The organism is Enterobacter cloacae complex sp. ECL72 (genome assembly GCF_019056635.1).
Taxonomy (GTDB): Bacteria; Pseudomonadota; Gammaproteobacteria; order Enterobacterales; family Enterobacteriaceae; genus Enterobacter; species Enterobacter hormaechei_C.
Map to the genome: position 1 here is coordinate 4,332,622 of NZ_CP077659.1, position 19,444 is coordinate 4,352,065.

Below are 19,444 nucleotides of genomic sequence, written 5' to 3' on the forward strand. Positions count from 1 at the left end.
TATGCCCGGCCGACCTGTTATGTCGGGCATATTTTCTAGTGGATCCCCGCCAGACGCAGCAGCGCTGTCACCACCGCCGCCGCGACGATCACCACAATTAACGGCATTTTGCGCCAGGCCAGAAACACCGCGAACCCCACCCCCAGCACGCGCGCCATCCCGGCAAAATGGTCCCCTTCATAAAACGTTGTCGCCAGCGCGACGGAGAACAACAAAACGGTTGCCGCGTCTGAAAGCAGCGCCTGCGACCGTTCAGAAAGCGCCAGCCGGCTACCGAGTTTCGCCCCGCCGAGACGCATCAGATAGGTTCCGGCAGAAAGAATGGCGATGCCGAGAATAAAGACCGTCATGTTTTCCATTATTTTTTCCTCGCGGCAAGGCCGAGCAAAGAGAGCAGCACCGGCAGGCCAACCGGCGCAAACGGTACGGCGGCCAGCGACAACACTGCGCCGCTACAGGCGCGGATCAGCGTGGTACGGTTTTTAAATGCCGGCACCACTAACGCCAGCAGGATCGCCGGGAACACCGCGTCCAGCCCGATGGTTTCCGGGTCCGGCAGCAGCTTGCCGACCATCGCGCCCAGCACCGCCCCCAGCGGCCAGATGATTGCCACGCCCAGGCCGCACAGCCAGTAGGCCGCTTTACGCTGCTCGGCGGTTTTTTGCGACAGGCCGAACACCACACTTTCATCATTCATGATATGACAGCCCAGAAAGCTCAGGCCGCGCTTGCCCACCAGTTCACGCACCGTAACGCCGAACGGCACATGGCGCGCGTTAACCAGTAAACCGGCCGCTGCCGCTGCCAGCGGATTGCCGCCGCTCGCCACGATGCCGATAAACATAAACTCGGATGCGCCTGCCAGCACCGTGAGGGAGAGGACAAACGGCACCCACAGCGGGAAACCGTAGGCCATCGCCAGTGAGCCATAAGACATGCCGACCACGCCCACCGCGAGGCAGACCAGGACGATCGCTTTTATCGTGTCGCCTTTCAGGCAAGAGAGGTGATTCTTCATACCATTTTAGCCATATCGAACGTATTTCCATTATAATGAACGCATCAGAAACGTTTTACAAGACGAACGATTCGTTCGTTATAGAGAGAAAGAGGCCGTTATTATGACGCAGCCAATCAGCGTGATCGCCAAAAGCCTGGTGCGAGAACGCTTGCGAACCGGGCTCTCACTGGCGGAAATTGCCCGCCGTGCCGGGATCGCCAAATCCACGCTTTCTCAACTGGAGTCTGGCAACGGCAATCCTAGCCTGGAAACGCTGTGGTCGCTTTGCGTGGCGCTGGATATTCCGTTTGCCCGGTTACTGGAGCCGCAGCAACCCGTCACGCAGGTGATCCGCCGCGGCGAGGGCACAAAAGTCGTCGCCGGGCAGGCGAACTACGAGGCGATTTTGCTCGCGGCGTGTCCGCCTGGCGCGCGTCGTGATATCTATCTGCTGCTGACTCAGCCGGGGGCAGACCGTATTTCCCAGCCCCATCCGCCTGGTTCGGTTGAGCATATTATCGTGACCCAGGGGCGGGCGATGGTCGGTCTGATCGACGCGGCGGAAGAGCTCGGCCCGGGAGATTACATTTGCTACCCCGCTGACCAGCCGCATATCTTTAAGGCGCTGGAGCCAGATACGCACGCGCTGCTGGTGGCGGAACAAAACTAACAAAGATACGGAAAATCATGTCGCTCAAAGCCATTGCCAAAGAACTGGGGCTGTCTGTTACCACCGTCAGCCGCGCCCTCAACGGGTATGACGACGTTTCTGCTGAGACGCGCGCCCGCGTGGAAGCGGAGGCCCAGCGCCGTGGCTACCGACCAAATACCTTTGCCCGTCGCCTGAAGATGGGCAAAATCGACGCCGTCGGGCTGGTGTTTCCGGTGCATCCTGTTCCGCTCAATAACAGCGTTTTTATGGACATGGTCGGCGAAATTAGCCACGAACTGGCGCGACATGAGATTGACCTGCTGCTCATCGCTGACGACGATCTGGCGGACAAACACAGCTATATGCGCATGGTGCAGAGCCGACGCGTGGATGCGCTGATTGTGGCGCATACGCTGGATCACGATCCGCGTCTTGAGCAGCTACAGGCCGCCGGGTTCCCGTTCCTGGCGCTCGGCCGCAGCCAGCTCCCGCAGCCGTACGCGTGGTTCGATTTCGACAACTATGCCGGCACATATCAGGCCACCCGCTGGCTGATCGAGAAAGGCCATCAGCGCATTGCGCTGCTGGGCGAAAGCAACAACCAGGCATTCATCACCCAGCGCCGCCAGGGCTACCTGGACGCGCTGCGGGAAGCCGGACTTTCCAGCGAATGGCTGCGCGCCATGCCCCCTTCGCGTCGCGTGGGGTATGCCACCACGCAAGAACTTCTCTCCCTGCCGCAGCCGCCCACGGCCATCATTACTGACTGCAACACCCACGGCGACGGCGCAGCGATGGCCCTGGCGCAGATGGGGCGCTTAACCGGTGAAAATGCCGTTTCGCTGGTGGTCTATGACGGCTTACCGCAGGACAGCATTGTCGATATCGACGTCGCGGCGGTGATCCAGTCTACCCGTCAGGGTGTCGGGAAACAGATTGCCGATATGGTGCGCCAGCTGATTAATGGCGACGACATTGACACCCTTCAGGTGCTCTGGCAGCCAGAATTCTCCCCAGGCCAGACGGCCTGATTACACCAAAAATTCCAAACCCGATCACAGATCCGAAACGTTTTGGTTTGTATCCGAAACGTTTCGGATCAACACTCAGGACATCCCGATGACAGGAGATGTCTGATGCAAGATTCCATTTTTCGACTTGAAAGCAATACGGTTGACTTGGTGGTAAAAACCCACCCGTTCGCCGAAATTCTCTACTGGGGGGCACACCTTCAGCACTTTTCGCCGCAGGATGTGCTGAGTATTGCGCGCCCGGTTGCTAATGGCAGGCTGGACGTCGACTCCCCCGTCACGCTGATGGCAGAGCTGGGGCATGGGCTGTTTGGCTCGCCGGGCATCGAGGGGCACCGCCAGGGGCTGGACGGATCGCCGGTATTTAAAACCACGCAGGTGCAGCAGGCGTTAAACGCCCTGACAATCACTGCTGAAGACGAGCATGCAGGCCTGCGTCTGACCAGTGAAATAACGCTGGATGCCAGCGGCGTACTGGTGGTGCGTCATGGGTTAACCAACCTGAAAACGCAGGCGTGGCAGGTGGATCGCTTTGCCGTGACGCTGCCGGTGGCCGAACGCGCGCAGGAGGTGATGGCCTTCCACGGACGCTGGATCAGGGAGTTTCAGCCGCACCGCGTGATGCTTGAACATGACAGCTTTGTGATTGAAAACCGTCGGGGTAAAACCTCCCATGAACATTTCCCGGCGCTGATTTCAGGTACGCCGTCATTCAGTGAAATGCACGGCAACGTCTGGGGTATACATCTGGGCTGGAGTGGTAACCACCGCCTGCGCGCAGAGGCGAAAACCGATGGCCGCCGCTATATGCAGGCCGAAGCGCTCTACCTGCCGGGTGAAATGGCGATTGAAGAGGGGGAAACGCTCTGGACGCCGCGCCTGTATGCCAGCCACTCCCCGCACGGGCTGAATGGCATGAGCCAGCAGTTCCACCGCTACCTGCGCGATAACATTATCCGCTTCCCGGAAGATAAACCGCGCCCGGTGCACCTCAACACCTGGGAGGGGATCTACTTCAACCACGATCCGGACTACATCATGCGCATGGCCGACGAGGCCGCAGCGCTGGGCGTGGAGCGCTTTATCATTGACGACGGCTGGTTCAAAGGCCGCAACGACGACCACGCCGCGCTGGGCGACTGGTATCTGGACGAGAAAAAATACCCGAACGGCCTAAAGCCGGTAATCGATCACGTTAAACAGCTCAGCATGGAGTTTGGTATCTGGGTTGAGCCGGAGATGATTAACCCCGATTCCGATCTGTATCGCGCGCACCCTGACTGGGTGCTGGCGCTGCCGGGCTACGCCCAGGCGACCGGGCGACATCAGCTGGTGCTCAATCTCAATATTCCGCAGGCCTTTGAATATCTGGTCGAACGCATGAGCTGGCTGCTGGGCGAACACGCGGTCGACTACGTGAAATGGGATATGAACCGCGAGCTGGTGCAGCCGGGACACAAGGGTAAAGCCGCCGCCGACGCGCAGACCCGCCAGTTTTATCGCCTGCTGGACGTGCTGGGCGAGCGCTTCCCGCACATTGAGTTTGAATCCTGCTCCTCCGGCGGCGGGCGAATCGATTACGAAGTGCTGACCCGCTGCCACCGCTTCTGGGCGTCCGACAACAACGACGCGCTGGAGCGCAACACTATCCAGCGCGGCATGAGCTACTTCTTCCCGCCGGAGGTGATGGGCGCGCATATCGGTCACCATAAATGTCACGCCACCTTCCGCCAGCACAGCATTCAGTTCCGCGGGCTAACGGCGCTGTTTGGTCACATGGGGCTGGAGCTGGATCCGCTCACCGTCGATGCGCAGGAGCGTGAAGGCTATCGCCATTACGCCGCGCTGCACAAGCGGTGGCGAGAGGTCATTCATCACGGCACCCAGTGGCGCGTGGATATGCCGGACGCCACCACCCTGGCGCAGGGTATAGTGAGCGAAGATAAGACGCAGGGGCTGTTTTTGGTCAGCCAGCTCGCGATGCCGGATTACACCCTGATGATGCCGCTGCGCATGCCGGGGTTAGACGCCAGCGCGCTGTACCGCATCACGCTGCTCGATCACCCGAACATCCAGATTACGGGCGAGGGCGGGCACACCATGCGTAAGCTGCCGGCGTGGATGAACGCGCCGCAAACGGTAAGCGGTGAGTGGCTGATGCAGGCGGGTATTGCGCTGCCGATTCTGGATCCGGAAACCGCCATTCTGATTGGTGTGGAACGCGTGTAAGGGTGACGGGCCGGGCAACCGGCCCTCCGTTGAGGATAAAAATAATGAACACAACAACCTGTACCCACAAAGACAACCCTAATTTCTGGATCTTCGGGCTGTTCTTCTTTCTCTACTTCTTCATCATGGCCACCTGCTTTCCGTTCCTGCCGATCTGGCTGTCGGACATCATCGGCCTGAACAAAACCCATACCGGGATTGTTTTCTCCTGCATCTCGCTGTCGGCCATTGCCTTCCAGCCGGTGCTGGGGGTCATTTCGGACAAGCTGGGGCTGAAAAAACACCTGCTTTGGATCATCTCGGTGCTGCTGTTCCTGTTCGCGCCGTTCTTCCTGTACGTCTTCGCCCCGCTGCTGAAAACCAATATCTGGCTGGGGGCGCTGAGCGGTGGGTTGTATATCGGCTTTGTCTTCTCAGCGGGGTCGGGGGCGATTGAGGCCTATATTGAGCGCGTAAGCCGCAACAGCTTTTTTGAGTACGGCAAGGCGCGTATGTTCGGCTGTCTCGGCTGGGGGCTGTGCGCCTCAACGGGCGGCATCCTGTTCGGCATCGATCCGTCGTACGTCTTCTGGATGGGGTCGGCCGCGGCGCTGTTGCTGATGCTGCTGCTGGTGGTCGCGAAACCGAAGCCTAACCAGACGGCGCAGGTGATGAACGCCCTGGGCGCGAATCAGCCGCAGATCACCGCTAAAACCGTTTTTACCCTGTTCCGCCAGCGCAGAATGTGGATGTTCATCCTGTACGTGATTGGCGTGGCCTGCGTGTATGACGTCTTCGACCAGCAGTTTGCCACCTTCTTCAAAACCTTCTTCGCCACGCCGCAGGAGGGGACCCGTGCCTTTGGTTTCGCCACCACGGCGGGGGAAATCTGTAACGCGATCATTATGTTCTGCTCGCCGTGGATCATTAACCGCATCGGCGCGAAAAACACGCTGCTGATTGCCGGGGTGATCATGGCGACGCGCATTATCGGCTCGTCGTTTGCCACCACTGCCGTGGAGGTGATTGCCCTGAAGATGCTGCACGCGCTGGAAGTCCCGTTCCTGCTGGTGGGGGCATTCAAGTACATCACCGGGGTGTTTGATACGCGCCTGTCGGCCACCATCTACCTGATTGGCTTCCAGTTTGCCAAACAGTCGGCGGCGATCTTCCTCTCCGCCTTTGCCGGAAATATGTATGACCGGGTCGGCTTCCAGGAGACGTATCTGATACTGGGCTGCTTCGTGCTGGCGATCACGGTGGTGTCGGCGTTTACGCTGAGTGGCAGGCGGGAGATTGCTGCCGCCTCGGGGGCAGCAGCGTTAACACATCAGTCCAGGTAAAACACCTCTTTCAGCGCCGAACTCACCGGGCTGTTATCCGGGTTCGACGGCATAACGTCACCCATATATTTCCACCAGCGCTGGCAGACATCGGTGTTTGCCACCGCGTTCCAGCGCTCTTCCGATTCAATCTCCACCGTCGCAAACAGCAGGTTGCGAGCTTTGTCGAGATAGATGGCGTAGTGGTGCGCGCCGTGGGCTTTCAGCACCGCTTCCAGCTCGGGCCAGATCGGGTTGTGGCGACGTGCGTACTCCTCGTGCGCGTCCGGGTTTACCTGCATCACAAACGCTTTGCGGATCATAATGCCTCCAGGTACAGCTCGCGGACCTCATCGCGGCTGGCGGTGCGCGGGTTGCACGGCGCGCACGGGTCGGCGAGGGCTTTATCCAGCCAGCCTTCGATGTCCGCTTTGGTCACGCCGAGCTGGCTGAAGCCGGACGGAATGCCGACCCGGGCGCTCAGGTCGCGAATCGCCTGAATAGCTGACATGCTGGCGGCTTCGTCGCTCATGCCGCGCGTGTCAACGCCCATCGCCTGCGCCACGCGGGCGAAACGTGCGACCGCGTTCGGGCGGTTAAAGTTTTCGATGATCGGCAGCAGAATGGCGTTGCACACACCGTGCGGCAGGTTGTGCGTCGCGCCCGGCTGGTGCGCCAGGGCGTGCACCAGCCCCAGACCGGCGCTGTTAAACGCCATGCCCGCCAGATACTGACCAAAGGCCATCTGCTCGCGCGCTTCCAGGTTGTGACCGTCGTCGACCGCTTTCGGCAGCCACAGGTTGATCAGGCGAATCGCTTCCAGCGCGTTGGCATCAGTAAGCGGGTGCGCGCCGACGGACACGTAGGCTTCAATCGCATGGGTCAAGGCATCCATGCCGGTTGCGGCGGTCACGGAGGCCGGAATATCAAGCATCACGCTGGCATCGTCCACGGCGATATCCGGGATGATGTTCGGGTCGATAATCACCTCTTTCACCTGTCGCGCGGCGTCAATGATCACCGCGTTGCTGGTCATCTCCGCCGCCGTGCCTGCGGTGGTGTTGATCGCCACCAGCGGTACGCCCGCGTTTTTTACTTTGCCGACGCCGGAGTAATCGGTTGACGGACCGGGATTGGCGGTGAGGATTTTGATCGCCTTGGCGGTATCAATCGGGCTGCCGCCGCCAAAGGCAATCAGGTAATCACACTCCGCATCCTGATATGCCGCATAGCCTTTTTGCACCAGCGCTTCCGTCGGATTCGGGAATACCTCATCGAACAGGTGATACGACATCTGATGGGCGTCGAGCGCGGAAAACAAACTGTCGAGCAGGCCAAGTTTCACCAGCTGGCCGTCGGTGACAATCAGCGCTTTTCCCCACTGTTTGTTTGCCACCAGATTGACCATATCGCCGATCGCGCCCGCGCCGTGCAGGCTGATTTTGGGGAGTGCCAACATAAAGCTCATGATAATTCTCCTTAATTACTGTGATTTTTATGCCCGGCGGCGCTGCGCTTGCGCGGGCCTACGGTTAAGTAGGCCGGGTAAACGCAGTGCCACCCGGCTATGAGATCCGTCTTCGCTGCATCACCCGGCGGGTAATAATCGGCAGCGAAATCACCACGATCAGCATCGCGCCGATAATCACCGACATCACGATGCCGGGCACGTTGAGCAGGCTCAGGCCAAAGGTCACCAGCCCCATCAGGAAGGCGGCGATAATCACGCCCACCATGCTGCCGGACCCACCGAGAATATTGACGCCGCCGAGCACCGCCATCGTCACCACCGCCAGCTCCCAGCCCATCGCGATGGTCGGGCGGGTACTGCCCAGACGCGAGGTGAGCAGCACCGACGCCAGGCCGGACATCAGTCCTACCAGCGCAAACAGGATCAGGTTGTGGCGCTTCACGTTGATGCCGGAGTACCACGCGCCGGTCGGGTTGTTGCCGATGGCGTAGGTGCGGCGGCCAAAATTGGTGCGGTGCAGCACAAAGGCAAACAGAGCGGCCAGCACGATAAACAGCGCGAACTCAAACGACAGCGCACCCCAGACGTAGCCCTGGCCGAACCAGGCGAAGCTCTCCGGGTAGCTGTTCAGCGCCTGGTCCCCGAGCAGGATGTAGGTGATCCCGCGGTACAGGCTCATGGTGCCGATGGTGATGACGATGGACGACAGGTTAAAGCGCGTCACCAGAATACCGTTGAACAGCCCGCACAGTAGCCCGACGCCTAATCCCACGCACACCAGCAGTGGCGTATCGACGCCCGCTGCCGCGCAAAAGCCCATCAACGTGGAGCTGAGCGCGATGGTGGAGGCCACAGACAGGTCAATTTCCCGGGCGATAATCAGCATCGCCATCGGCAACACAATGATCGCTTTTTCCGTGAAGTTGAACATCGCGTCGGAGAGGTTCCAGATATTGAGGAAGTAGGGCGAGGCGAGCGCGTTCACCACAAACACCGCCAGCGTCACCGCCAGCAGGAAGCCCTCCCAGCACAGCAGGCGCTGGAAGATGCCCGGCGCAGAAGTGGGTTTGAACTCTTCAGATGTCATCATTTTGCTCATGGTTTCACCGCCAGTTTCTGACGTGCCAGCGCCGCGTCGCGCAGGATCAGCCTGCCTTTGCGCTTGTTGCCGCGCTCGTTCAGCAGCACAGCGATGACAATGACCGAGCCGGAAATCGCCATCTGCCAGAACGGGGAGACGCCGATCACCGGCAGGGCGTTGTTGATGACGCCAAGGAACAGCGCCCCGAACAGACAGCCGAGCACGCGGCCGGTGCCGCCCATGGTGCTGATCCCGCCAATCACACAGGCTGCCGCCACCTGCAATTCAAAACCGTTAGCGACGTCAACATACGCAACGGCAAAGCGTGATATCCACAGGTAGCCGCAGAACCCGGCCAGCAGACCGGAAAGGCAGAAGCTGATGAACTGCATTTTCCCGGCGTTGATCCCGGTGTAGTACGCTGCCGTGGCGTTCCCGCCGGCGGTGTAGAGCGCCCGTCCGGTGCGACTGTAGCGCAGGAAGTAGCCCACCAGCAGCAGTACGGCGATGGCGCACCAGCTCAGCACCGGCAGGCCCAGCACTGACGCACGCGGCAGGCCGAGGAAGTCTGCACCCATCTGGTTGGAGTTCACCCAGCCGCCGCCGGAGAGCAAAAAGATCATTCCGCGGTAGATGCTCATGGTGCCGAGCGTCACCACAATCGCCGGAATGCCCAGTTTCCACACCAGCAGGCCGTTTATTGCGCCCATCAGCAGCCCAAGCGCGCTGGCAAGGATCAGCAGCGCCCAGACGGGCACGTCCGGGTAATGGAAATTAATCAGGGCGACAATCATCCCGGTCAGGGCCAGATTAGCCGCCATCGACAGGTCTATGCCTTTAGTGAGCAGCACAATCATCTGCCCGAGCGCGAGGACGATCAGAATGGCGGTGTCGTTAAACATCTCCACCAGGTTGCCCGGTGCGATAAACGATGGCACGCGGCTGCCAATGGCGACGACCATCAGGACAATCACCGCGCCAAGCAGCGCCTCGCGGTGTTTTAAGAGTGAGCTAAGCATTTATGCCGCCTCCTGTTTTGCACCGCTGGCGGCGCTGACGATGGTTTCCGCCGTCGCGTCTCCCGCCTGGTATTCGGCCACCATCAGCCCCTCGTGCATGACGATAATGCGATCCGCCATGCCCATCACTTCCGGCAGTTCGGACGAGACCATAATCACCGCCAGCCCCTGACTGACCAGCTCGGACATAAACTGATGCACGGCTGCCTTTGAGCCGATATCGATGCCTTTTGTTGGCTCATCGAGGATGATCACGTCAGGGTGCGTCGCCAGCCATTTGCCGATCACCACCTTTTGCTGGTTGCCGCCAGAGAGGGTCTCCACCGCCTGCTTCCAGCTGAAGGCTTTCACTTGCAGGCGCCTGGCGTATTCGTCTGCCAGCTTCCTTTCGCGGTCGTCGTGCAGTACGCCGTTCGGATTGAGCCTGCTGAGCTGAGGCAGGCTGATGTTCTGGGCAATCGGCAGGGCGATAATCGCCCCCTGTTTCTGCCTTTCTTCCGGCACGCAGACGATACCGGCCTTGATCGCATCCGCAGGCTGGCGGAAGCGCCGGGGCTGTCCGTTGAGGATAATTTCCCCGGACGATGGCCGCGTGACGCCGGAAAGCGCCTGCATCAGCTCGGTACGCCCGGCACCCACCAGCCCGTAAAAGCCGAGGATTTCCCCTTTACGCAGGGAGAATGAGATATGCGCAAACTCGGTTGGATGGCAGAGGTTTTTCACCTCCAGCACCGTCTCGCCTTTTTCGCAGTCTATTTTCGGGAAGGTTTGGGTAATGGCGCGCCCGACCATCATCGACACCATCCGCTCCTCGGTGATCTCATTTATTGCCCCTGCACCGACGAACACGCCGTCGCGCAAAATGGTGTAGTGATCGGCCAGCTCAAAAATCTCGTCGAACTTGTGGGAGATAAACAGGATGGCTTTTCCCTCCTGCTTTAAGCGCTCCACAATCTGGTAAAACTCGAGGATTTCATGCTGTGACAGCGCCGCTGTAGGTTCATCAAGAATAACCACCTGCGCCTCAAACGACAGCGCGCGGGCAATCGCCACCATGTGACGCTGGGCGATGCTCAGGGTTTTCAGCGTTGCGCGCGGGTCGATTTGCACCTCAAGGCGGGCGAGAATAGCCTGCGCCCGGCGGTGCATTTCCGGCCAGTCGAGCTTTTTCAGGAAGCCTTTGTGAAGGTACTGACCGACAAAGATATTTTCGGTGACCGAGAGTTCATCGAACAGGACGGTTTCCTGGTGAATGGCGGTGATGCCCATTTTATGCGCCGACTCCGGCGTCGGAAGGTGAACGGGGATCGCCTTGTAAAGAATTTCGCCCTCGTCGGGCTGGTATATGCCGGTCATCACTTTGACCAGTGTCGACTTGCCCGCGCCGTTTTCGCCGATAAGCGCCGTCACTTTGCCGGGCCACAGCGCAAGCTGCACGTTCTCAAGAGCACGCACGCCGGGGAACACCTTGGTGATGCCAGAAAGCTGTAGCAATGGGGTCATGATAGTTCTCCTGGACAGGGGAATTTGTAGGGCGGGTAAGCGGCAGCGCCACCCGCCTTTTGCCGGATGGCGCTACGCTTATCCGGCCTACAAATCGCATCAAAAGATTTTTGAGAACTTATCAATATTGCTGGCATCGTAAACGAACGGCTCGGCCATCGCGCCGTTGCCGTCGGCATCCAGCTTCACTTTGCCCAGTTTGCCCATGCTGGCCTCGCCTTTCGTGGCGTTGCCTTTCACCAGGTCATCCGCCAGGTAGGTTGCGGCATAGCCGAGGTCAATCGGGTTCCAGATGGCAAAGCTCTTGCTCGCGCCGGACTTCACCGCGCCCGCCATCTCAGACGGCAGGCCTAAACCGGTGACGTACACTTTGCCAATCTTGCCCTGGTCCTTCACCGCCTGCGCGGCGGCCACAATGCCCACGGAAGAAGGCGAAACAATCACTTTCAGCTCCGGGTAGGTTTTCAGCAGGCCGACCGCTTCGCGGTAGCTCTTGTCAGAGAGATCGTCCCCGTAGGCCACGGTCACCAGATTGACGGACGGGTACTTCGGCAGCACCTTTTTCATCTCCGCAATCCAGGTGTTCTGGTTGGTGGAGGTTGGCGTGGCGCTCAGCACCGCCACATCGCCTTTCTCCACGTTCAGCGCTTTCAGGGCATCGGCGGCGAGCTTGACGTTAGTTTCGCCAATCAGGGCGTTATTGGACGGGTTGAGATGGATCTGACGCCCGGCTTTCGCCACGCCGGAATCCCACGACACAACCTTGATGCCGCGCTGCATCGCTTTTTTCAGCACCGGCACGACGGCGTCCGGATCGTTCGCGGAAATCGCGATCGCATCCACGCCCTGGGCGATCAGCCCGTTCAGCACCTCGATCTGCGCTTCCGCCGTGGTGGTGGTCGGGCCGGTATAAATCACTTTTACATCGCCTAACTCTTTGGCCGCCTCCTGCGCGCCGACGTTCGCTGCCTCGAAGAATCCATTCCCTAAGGACTTCGCCACCAGGGCGATTTTCACTTCTGCTAAAGCGGAACCGGACAACGCCAGAGCGGCAACGGTGAGGATCAAGCTTGCTTTTATTTTCATTGCTTTTACTCCACTGACTTGAGTTAGTTGTAGGGATTGCAGGTGGTTTTCGCCCCGTCTCGGTGAGCGGGGCGCGATGTTGTTATTGGTACAAATCTAACGCCGACTGCATGGGGGTGACGCCAAAGCGTTTACCCAGGGCGATCAGTTCTTCCCGGGTGATGGTCTGCTTCATGCCGCCCATGGAATAGACCTTCACCAGCACTTCCGCGGATTTCTCGGCGGTGTCGATCAGGCCGAAGGTTTCATCCAGCGTCGGGCCGCTGCCGAAGACGCCATGGAACGGCCACAGCACCAGTGAATGTTTCTGCATGTCCGTCGCGGTTGCCTGGCCGATTTCGTCGGTGCCCGGCACCATCCACGGCAGAATGCCGACGCCGTCCGGGAACACCACCAGACACTCGGTGCTGCCTTCCCACAGTTTGCGGGTGAAGAAATCAGAATTATTTTCCAGCACGTAGGTCAGGGCGATCAGGTTGGTGGCGTGGCAGTGCATGATCACGCGGTCCTTGCCATTGGTCGCCTTGATGCGCTCGCAGTGGGAGAGGAAGTGCGCCGGCAGTTCTGAGGTGGGCACCGCCTCATCCGTCAGCCCCCACAGAATGTGGTAGCCCGCGCCGTCGCTATCCACTTTCACTACGCCGAGGTTGGCCTGCGGGTCGAGCTGAACGTTGCGGAAGAACTTCCCGGAACCGGTGACGATAAACGGCGTGTTGGCGAGCAGCGGCATCGGCTGGCTCAGGGCGATATAGCGCGGCTTCTGGTGGAAATCGGCGGCAAATGACTCGATATCCGCGTCGTCCAGGCGTAGCGTCAGGTTGCCGCCGTTGCGCTCGTCCCAGCCCTTCAGCCAGGCATCGGAGGTGGCTTTGATCATGCCCTGGACGAACCAGGAGGTGGTGATGGTCTGCATACTGTGTTTCCTTTGAAAATGCCGGGTGGAGCTACGCTTACCCGGCCTACTTTTACCTGTAGGCCCGGCAAGCAACGCGCCGCCGGGCAATGTTTTTACTGACGAGCGGCAAGAACGTCTTTCTCATATGCCCGCACGTTGTCCAGCCACTGGCTGCCCGCAGGCGCATCGTGACGCTGGCAGTACATCTCCCACACCGCCTGCCACGGCAGAGATTTCTGTTCTTCCAGCAGCGCCAGGCGCGCGGTGTAGTCGCCGTTTTCTTCCAGCTGTTTCAGGGCGGCGACAGGCTCCAGCAGCGCGCGCAGCAGGGCTTTCTTCATGTTGCGGGTGCCGATAACCCACGCCGCGATGCGGTTGATGGAGGCGTCGAAGAAGTCGAGGCCGATGTGTACGCGGTCGAACAGATCGTGGCGGATGATTTCGCTGGCAATGGCCTGGGTTTCGTCATCCAGCAGCACCACGTGGTCGCTGTCCCAGCGCACCGGACGGCTGACGTGCAGCAGCAGGCGCGGCACGAAGAGCATGGCGGCGGAGATCTTGTCGGAGATCACCTCGGTTGGGTGGAAGTGGCCGGCATCCAGGCACAGCGCGGTCTGGCGGCTGGTGGCATAACCCATGTAGAACTCGTTTGAGCCCACGGTGTAGCTCTCTGCGCCAATGCCGAACAGCTTGCTCTCGACGGCATCGATGTGGTGCGCCGGGTCCAGCTTCTCGCTGATGGCTTCATCCAGCGCGGCCAGCAGGCGCTGACGCGGGGCCAGCCGGTCTACGGTGATGTCCTTCATGCCGTCCGGGATCCAGATATTCATCACCGACGGCGTGCCAAGCTGCTCGCCGAAATACGCCGAGACACGGCGGCTGGCTTTGACATGGTCGATCCAGAACTGGCGGATTTCATCGTTGGCGTGCGCAAGGGTAAAGCCGTCCGCGCTCAGCGGGTGCGAGAAGCAGGAGGGGTTAAAATCCAGACCCAGCCGGTTGGCTTTCGCCCACGCCACCCAGTTCGTAAAGTGCTCTGGTTTGATCTCGTTACGCGCCACCGGCTCGTCGGATTCGAGATAAATGGCGTGCAGATTCAGGCGCTTTGGCCCGGGGATCAGGCTCAGCGCCAGCTCCAGATCCGCACGCAGTTCGGTGGCGTTGCGCGCTTTGCCCGGGTAGTTACCCGTGGCCTGAATCCCCCCCGTCAGGGAACCGCCCGGGTTCTCGAAACCGGCGACGTCATCACCCTGCCAGCAGTGCATGGAGACGGGCAGACGGTCGAGCTGGCGCAGCGCCTCTTCGACATCCACGCCGACGGCGGCGAAACGCTGTTTAGCCAGGTCCCAGGCTTGTTCAAGTTGAGTGGTCATGCGCAAAGCTCCTTAGTCAGTCGTTTTTGCTGAAACTGCGCCCGGTAGCGGGCAATTTCATGGCAGGGATGGGGGGTGAAGGTGGTCAGGCTGTTATTCGCCGTCACCACCGAACGGAAATCGTCAACGTTGGACAGTTCGTCCAGGGTCATCAGCTGAATGCCGATATTGCCGAGCGTGGAGGCTTCAATCGGACCTGCCACCACGGTAATGCCGCAGGCATCCGCGCAGAGCTGGTTCAGCAGCTGGTTCTGGCAGCCGCCGCCCACGATATGCAGCTGCGTGAACGGTTTGCCGCGAAGGTCAGCCAGCTCGCTCAGGATGTCGGCATAGAGCAGGGCGAGACTGTCAAAAATGCAGCGCGCCAGCTCGGCGGGGCGGGAAGGTACCGGCTGCCCCGCTTCAAAACAGGCGGCCTGGATTTCAGCGCTCATGTGCGCCGGATTGATAAAGCGGTCGTCGTTCGGGTTAATCAGGAAGGTGCAGGCCTTCAGCGTTTCGGTTTCCGCGATAAGCGCGGGCAGGTCGTTGATGTTCTGCTCTTTCAGCACCCGCTGGAGAAGCCACAGGCCCATGATGTTCTTCAGCACCCGGTAGCGCCCTTCGGCGCCACCTTCGTTAGTGATGTTCGCCGCCAGTGCGGCATCGCTGGTGTAGGGTGTTTTGCTCTCAAAGCCCATCAGCGACCAGGTGCCGGAAGAGAGGTACGCCGCGTCTCTGCCGGCGAGCGGCGAGGCAATGACCGCGCTCGCGGTGTCGTGACTGGCGACGGCGACAACAGGGATTTCATTCCCCTGCGGGCAAAGCCAGTGGCCGATCACATTGCCCGGATGGGTTGGCGCGCCGAACCAGGACGGCGAGGCGCCCGTCCAGGCCAGCAGATGTTCATCCCAGTTATCGGTGTTGATGTTAACCAGCTGCGAGGTGGTGGCGTTGGTGTATTCCCAGTTCATGTTGCCTGTCAGACGGTAGCTTAAGTAGTCCGGGATCAGCAGCGCATGCGCCACCTTTTCGACCAGCTCTGGCTGTTGCTCAACCAGCGCGCGCAGCTGATACAGCGTGTTAAACGGCAGAAACTGAATGCCGCTGCGACCATAGATGTTCTCCTTGCCAAGCTGGGCGATGGCGTGCGCCATTAGCCCATCGGTGCGGCTGTCGCGGTAGGAGACGGGCAGGCCGACGCGTTCGCCGTGACTGTCCAGCAGTACGTAATCCACACCCCAGGTATCAATGCCGATACTGTCGATGCGAATACCGTCTTCGCAGACGTTGTGAAGTCCGGTGCGGATCTCTGCTTCCAGGGCGTCGATATCCCAGGTAACAAAACCGTCCTGTTTTTGCAGACAATTGGCGAAACGGTGCATTTCGCGAAGCGTAAGGGTGTGCAGGTCGCAGTCCCAGGTGGCGAGCATTACACGGCCGCTTGATGCGCCTAAATCGACAGCCACACAATGGCGAAAAGTCATGGTCGGGTCCTTTCTTAAGTCATTAGCGAGGAGTGTAAGAAAGGGAAGAAATAGCCACCTTCTCGCCACTGACAGCCCAAATCTCGCGCTGGCAAGAAAGCAAAGATGAACGTGAGGGAGTTCACAGTTTCCAGTAATGGCGGGGTTTGCAGGCAGTGTGACGCTGACCGCATTTCCTGATCTTTCCGCCTGTTTCTTGAAAAACCGACAGCTTTTGCGCGGTTTGCTGTCAAAAATTTAAGGTGAGCGTGGAAGGCCTTAATTACTATTTTGAGAACTTTTCTCATTGGTGGGGGCCGTTATGACCGTACTGCACAGCGTCGATTTTTTTCCTTCGGGGGCTTCGCCGGTCGCGATTGAGCCACGGCTGCCTCAGGCTGCGTTCCCGGAGCATCATCATGATTTTCATGAAATTGTGATTGTTGAGCACGGAACGGGCATCCACGTGTTTAACGGTCAGCCGTATACCATCAGCGGCGGTACGGTGTGCTTCGTGCGCGATCACGACAGGCACCTGTATGAACATACCGACAACCTTTGCCTGACCAATGTGCTCTATCGTTCTCCGGATGCGTTCCAGTTTCTCTCCGGGCTGAATCAGCTGTTGCCGCAGGAGAAGGACGGTCACTACCCCTCGCACTGGCGGGTGAATCAGTCCACGTTGCAGCAGGTGCGTCAGCTGGTGAGCCAGATGGAGCAGAGCGAGGATGGACAGGAGACGCACGCCATTGCCACCCGCGAGCTGCTGTTTATGCAACTACTGGTGCTGCTGCGGCGCAGCAGCCTGGTGGAAGGGCTGGAAAATAACGACGCGCGCCTGAATCAGCTGATGGCCTGGCTGGAAGATCATTTTGCCGAAGATGTCTGCTGGGAAACGCTGGCGGATGACTTTTCGCTCTCGCTGCGCACGCTGCATCGTCAGCTCAAGCAGCATACCGGGCTGACGCCGCAGCGCTACCTCAACCGTCTGCGCCTGATCAAAGCGCGGCACCTTTTACGTCATACCGATGAAAGCGTCACCGATATCGCCTATCGCTGCGGATTCGGCGACAGTAACCACTTTTCGACGCTTTTTCGCCGGGAGTTTAACTGGTCGCCGCGCGATATTCGTCAGGGGAAAGACGCGTTGCTTCAGTAACGCGAGGGCAGTCACCGTTTTTTTGCTGCAAAAAGGCTAATAATGTCCGGTTATTCGCCGTAGAGGTTATGGTGTGGCTGCTCAGCTCATTCTTCGCAAAGATGATTTTTTTGCCTCCGCGAGTCAGGCCGTCGCGGTGGCCGACCGCTACCCGCAAAACGTCTTTGCCGAGCACACCCACGAGTTTTGCGAGCTGGTGCTGGTGTGGCGGGGCAACGGCCTGCACGTCCTCAACGACCGTCCCTACCGCATCACGCGCGGAGACCTGTTTTACATTCGCGCTGAAGACAAACACTCCTACGCCTCGGTTAACGATCTGGTGTTGCAGAACGTCATCTACTGCCCCGACAGGCTTAAACTGAATGTCGACTGGGCGGGCAATATCCCCGGTTTTCATGATGCCAGAGGCGAACCGCACTGGCGCTTAAGCAGCAACGGCATGGCGCAGGTGCGCCAGACGATTTCCCAGCTGGAGCAGGAGAGCCAGAAGAGCGATCCGGTGGCAAACCAGATGTCGGAGCTGCTTTTCGCCCAACTGGTGATGACCCTGAAGCGCCATCGTTACGCCACGGATAATCCCTCCGCCACCACGCAGGAAGCGCTGCTGGATAAGCTCATCACCCGGCTTGCGGGCAGTCTGAACAAGAGTTTCGTGCTGGAAAAATTCTGCGAGCAGGAGCAGTGCAGCGAGCGCGCGCTGCGCCAGCAGTTCCGCACCCAGACGGGGATGACGGTCAACCACTATCTGCGCCAGCTGCGCATCTGCCACGCCCAGTACCTGTTACAGCATACGGAGCTGATGGTGAGTGAAGTGGCGATGCGCTGCGGCTTTGAGGACAGTAACTACTTTTCGGTGGTGTTTAACCGTGAGGTGGGGATGACGCCGGTTCAGTGGCGTCATCGCAGTCGAAAGGCAGCGTAATCAGTTCGCCATGCCGAGGCCGACGATATTGGCCGCAATGATAATCACCACACAGCCCAGGCTCAGCACGCCAACCGGACGACGCCCGGCATTGTTCCACTCTTTCAGCACCAGCCCAACCAGCCCGCCGCACAGCACGTAGAAGCTCATGTGCAGCATCCAGCTCATGTAGTCATACTGCGCCGGAATACTGGCGTGACCCCAGGCGTAGAAGAAGAATTGCAGATACCACATCAGACCGCCGAGGGCGGAGAGCAGGACGTTGGTGACGATAAGCGGTTTTGCCAGCGAGAAGTCGGCTTTTACCGACAGGTTCTTCACTTTTGCCAGACGAATGAAGCAGAAGCCGAGGTTTACCAGCGCGCCGCCGCCCATGATCACCACGTAGCTTGGCAGGGCAGCGTACAGCGGATCGACGCCCAGCGCCGCAGCGGCGTCGTGCATCGGTTTGGCGGCGTTCATGGCGAACGACATGCCCGCCGAGAAGACGCCGCACATCACCGCCAGCAGCAGCCCTTTCTTCAGGTTGAACTCTTCGGCTTTGATGCCCATCTTGCGTTCTTTCAGCTGGCCTGCGCGGGTGACGATGCCCACGCCGATCACCGCCACCAGCACGCCCAGCAGCGTCATTCGCCCGCCCTGAGTGTTGATCAGCACGTCGAAGTGGCCGTTGAGGATTGGCGTCATCAGGGTGCCAACAATCAGCGTAATGCCAATCGCGATGCCAATCCCCATCGACATGCCTAGGTAGCGCATGGTGAGGCCGTAGTTGATATTACCGATGCCCCACATCGCGCCGAACAGGAATACCGGCAGCAGGGTGGAGGCGTTGAAGGAGGAGAAGTAGCCCCAGAAATCGGGCAGCAGCATGGCGCTGATTGTCCACGGCAAAATCAGCCAGGACACGGTGCCGCCAACGGACCACATGGTTTCCCATGACCAGCCTTTCACCTTTTTAAACGGGGCATAGAAACAGGCTGCACTGGCCGCGCCTATCAAATGCCAGAAAATACCCATCGTAATCGCATGATTCATTTTTACATCCTCATCGTTTTTATAGCCGGAGGCTTCCCGCCGACTTGATGAGTGTAAAAATGAGGCGGTTTGGGAACCTTCAGAAGGTTGCCGCACTTTTGTTCAGGATGGCAATCAGCACGTTAAGCACGTGAGCAGACTCACAATTTTGTCATTTATCAAAAATCTAATAACCTTATAAAAACTACGGCATTGATAATCATTTTCAATATCATTTAATTAACTATAATGAACCAACTGCT

Annotated in this window: 18 protein-coding genes; 6 read left to right on the forward strand and 12 right to left on the reverse strand. The window is 59.3% G+C overall.

The genetic code is table 11. The features are described from left to right. Positions 1–35: 35 nt before the first annotated feature. Together KTH07_RS20915 and KTH07_RS20920 are read right to left on the reverse strand one after the other, a co-directional pair. On the reverse strand, positions 36–359 hold the full coding sequence (locus KTH07_RS20915) for an AzlD domain-containing protein (protein ID WP_015569921.1): 324 nt from the start codon (positions 357–359) through the stop codon (positions 36–38). Continuing rightward, a complete protein-coding gene (locus KTH07_RS20920) occupies positions 359–1,018 on the reverse strand; it encodes an AzlC family ABC transporter permease (RefSeq protein ID WP_015569922.1) in 660 nt (219 codons plus the stop codon). Before KTH07_RS20920 ends, KTH07_RS20915 begins: the two co-directional genes overlap by 1 nt. A 103-nt stretch (positions 1,019–1,121) precedes the next feature. On the opposite strand from KTH07_RS20920, the gene KTH07_RS20925 reads away from it, so the two are divergent. The 4 genes from KTH07_RS20925 to KTH07_RS20940 all read left to right on the forward strand — a co-directional run bounded on the left by KTH07_RS20925 (position 1,122) and on the right by KTH07_RS20940 (position 6,234). Further along, on the forward strand, positions 1,122–1,670 hold the full coding sequence (locus KTH07_RS20925) for a helix-turn-helix domain-containing protein (protein WP_003861973.1): 549 nt from the start codon (positions 1,122–1,124) through the stop codon (positions 1,668–1,670). 17 nt (positions 1,671–1,687) lie between these two features. Then, complete coding sequence (locus KTH07_RS20930) at positions 1,688–2,683, forward strand: LacI family DNA-binding transcriptional regulator (RefSeq protein WP_003861974.1); 996 nt, start codon at positions 1,688–1,690, stop codon at positions 2,681–2,683. Positions 2,684–2,788: 105 nt separating this feature from the next. Then, the gene (locus tag KTH07_RS20935; RefSeq protein WP_023304647.1) at positions 2,789–4,912 is read left to right on the forward strand and encodes an alpha-galactosidase; all 2,124 of its coding nucleotides are present in this window, start codon (positions 2,789–2,791) and stop codon (positions 4,910–4,912) included. A 44-nt stretch (positions 4,913–4,956) separates the two neighbouring features. Beyond that, the gene (locus tag KTH07_RS20940; protein WP_015569924.1) at positions 4,957–6,234 is read left to right on the forward strand and encodes an MFS transporter; all 1,278 of its coding nucleotides are present in this window, start codon (positions 4,957–4,959) and stop codon (positions 6,232–6,234) included. Here the strand turns inward: KTH07_RS20940 and rhaM are convergent. From rhaM to rhaB, 9 genes are all read right to left on the reverse strand, one after another. Next, complete coding sequence (gene rhaM, locus KTH07_RS20945) at positions 6,222–6,536, reverse strand: L-rhamnose mutarotase (RefSeq protein WP_015569925.1); 315 nt, start codon at positions 6,534–6,536, stop codon at positions 6,222–6,224. The genes KTH07_RS20940 and rhaM overlap by 13 nt on opposite strands. After that, a complete protein-coding gene (gene fucO / locus KTH07_RS20950; protein WP_003861980.1) occupies positions 6,533–7,681 on the reverse strand; it encodes a lactaldehyde reductase in 1,149 nt (382 codons plus the stop codon). Before fucO ends, rhaM begins: the two co-directional genes overlap by 4 nt. A 97-nt stretch (positions 7,682–7,778) precedes the next feature. Continuing rightward, on the reverse strand, positions 7,779–8,783 hold the full coding sequence (locus KTH07_RS20955; RefSeq protein ID WP_032620490.1) for an ABC transporter permease: 1,005 nt from the start codon (positions 8,781–8,783) through the stop codon (positions 7,779–7,781). Next, entirely contained in the window at positions 8,780–9,784 is a 1,005-nt protein-coding gene (locus KTH07_RS20960) for an ABC transporter permease (RefSeq protein WP_063162050.1), read from the reverse strand. Before KTH07_RS20960 ends, KTH07_RS20955 begins: the two co-directional genes overlap by 4 nt. Further along, positions 9,785–11,287, reverse strand: a complete 1,503-nt coding sequence (locus tag KTH07_RS20965) for a sugar ABC transporter ATP-binding protein (protein WP_023304644.1) — start codon at positions 11,285–11,287, stop codon at positions 9,785–9,787. It abuts the gene before it with no gap. A 99-nt stretch (positions 11,288–11,386) separates the two neighbouring features. Continuing rightward, entirely contained in the window at positions 11,387–12,373 is a 987-nt protein-coding gene (gene rhaS / locus KTH07_RS20970; protein ID WP_015569929.1) for a rhamnose ABC transporter substrate-binding protein, read from the reverse strand. 82 nt (positions 12,374–12,455) lie between these two features. Then, the gene (rhaD, locus tag KTH07_RS20975; protein WP_032620488.1) at positions 12,456–13,286 is read right to left on the reverse strand and encodes a rhamnulose-1-phosphate aldolase; all 831 of its coding nucleotides are present in this window, start codon (positions 13,284–13,286) and stop codon (positions 12,456–12,458) included. A 95-nt stretch (positions 13,287–13,381) separates the two neighbouring features. Then, positions 13,382–14,641, reverse strand: a complete 1,260-nt coding sequence (rhaA, locus tag KTH07_RS20980; protein ID WP_023304643.1) for an L-rhamnose isomerase — start codon at positions 14,639–14,641, stop codon at positions 13,382–13,384. Continuing rightward, a complete protein-coding gene (gene rhaB, locus KTH07_RS20985) occupies positions 14,638–16,107 on the reverse strand; it encodes a rhamnulokinase (RefSeq protein WP_023304642.1) in 1,470 nt (489 codons plus the stop codon). The genes rhaA and rhaB overlap by 4 nt, the downstream gene beginning before the upstream one ends. Positions 16,108–16,408: 301 nt before the next feature. Here rhaB and rhaS (KTH07_RS20990) point away from each other — a divergent pair, with 301 nt between their 5' ends. Both rhaS (KTH07_RS20990) and rhaR read left to right on the forward strand, forming a co-directional pair. Beyond that, positions 16,409–17,245, forward strand: a complete 837-nt coding sequence (gene rhaS, locus KTH07_RS20990; RefSeq protein ID WP_015569934.1) for an HTH-type transcriptional activator RhaS — start codon at positions 16,409–16,411, stop codon at positions 17,243–17,245. Between the two features lie 73 nt (positions 17,246–17,318). Further along, complete coding sequence (gene rhaR, locus KTH07_RS20995; protein WP_017382695.1) at positions 17,319–18,167, forward strand: HTH-type transcriptional activator RhaR; 849 nt, start codon at positions 17,319–17,321, stop codon at positions 18,165–18,167. Here rhaR and rhaT read toward each other — a convergent pair whose 3' ends face one another. Beyond that, entirely contained in the window at positions 18,168–19,202 is a 1,035-nt protein-coding gene (rhaT, locus tag KTH07_RS21000; RefSeq protein ID WP_017694058.1) for an L-rhamnose/proton symporter RhaT, read from the reverse strand. Between the last annotated feature and the right edge of the window lie 242 nt (positions 19,203–19,444).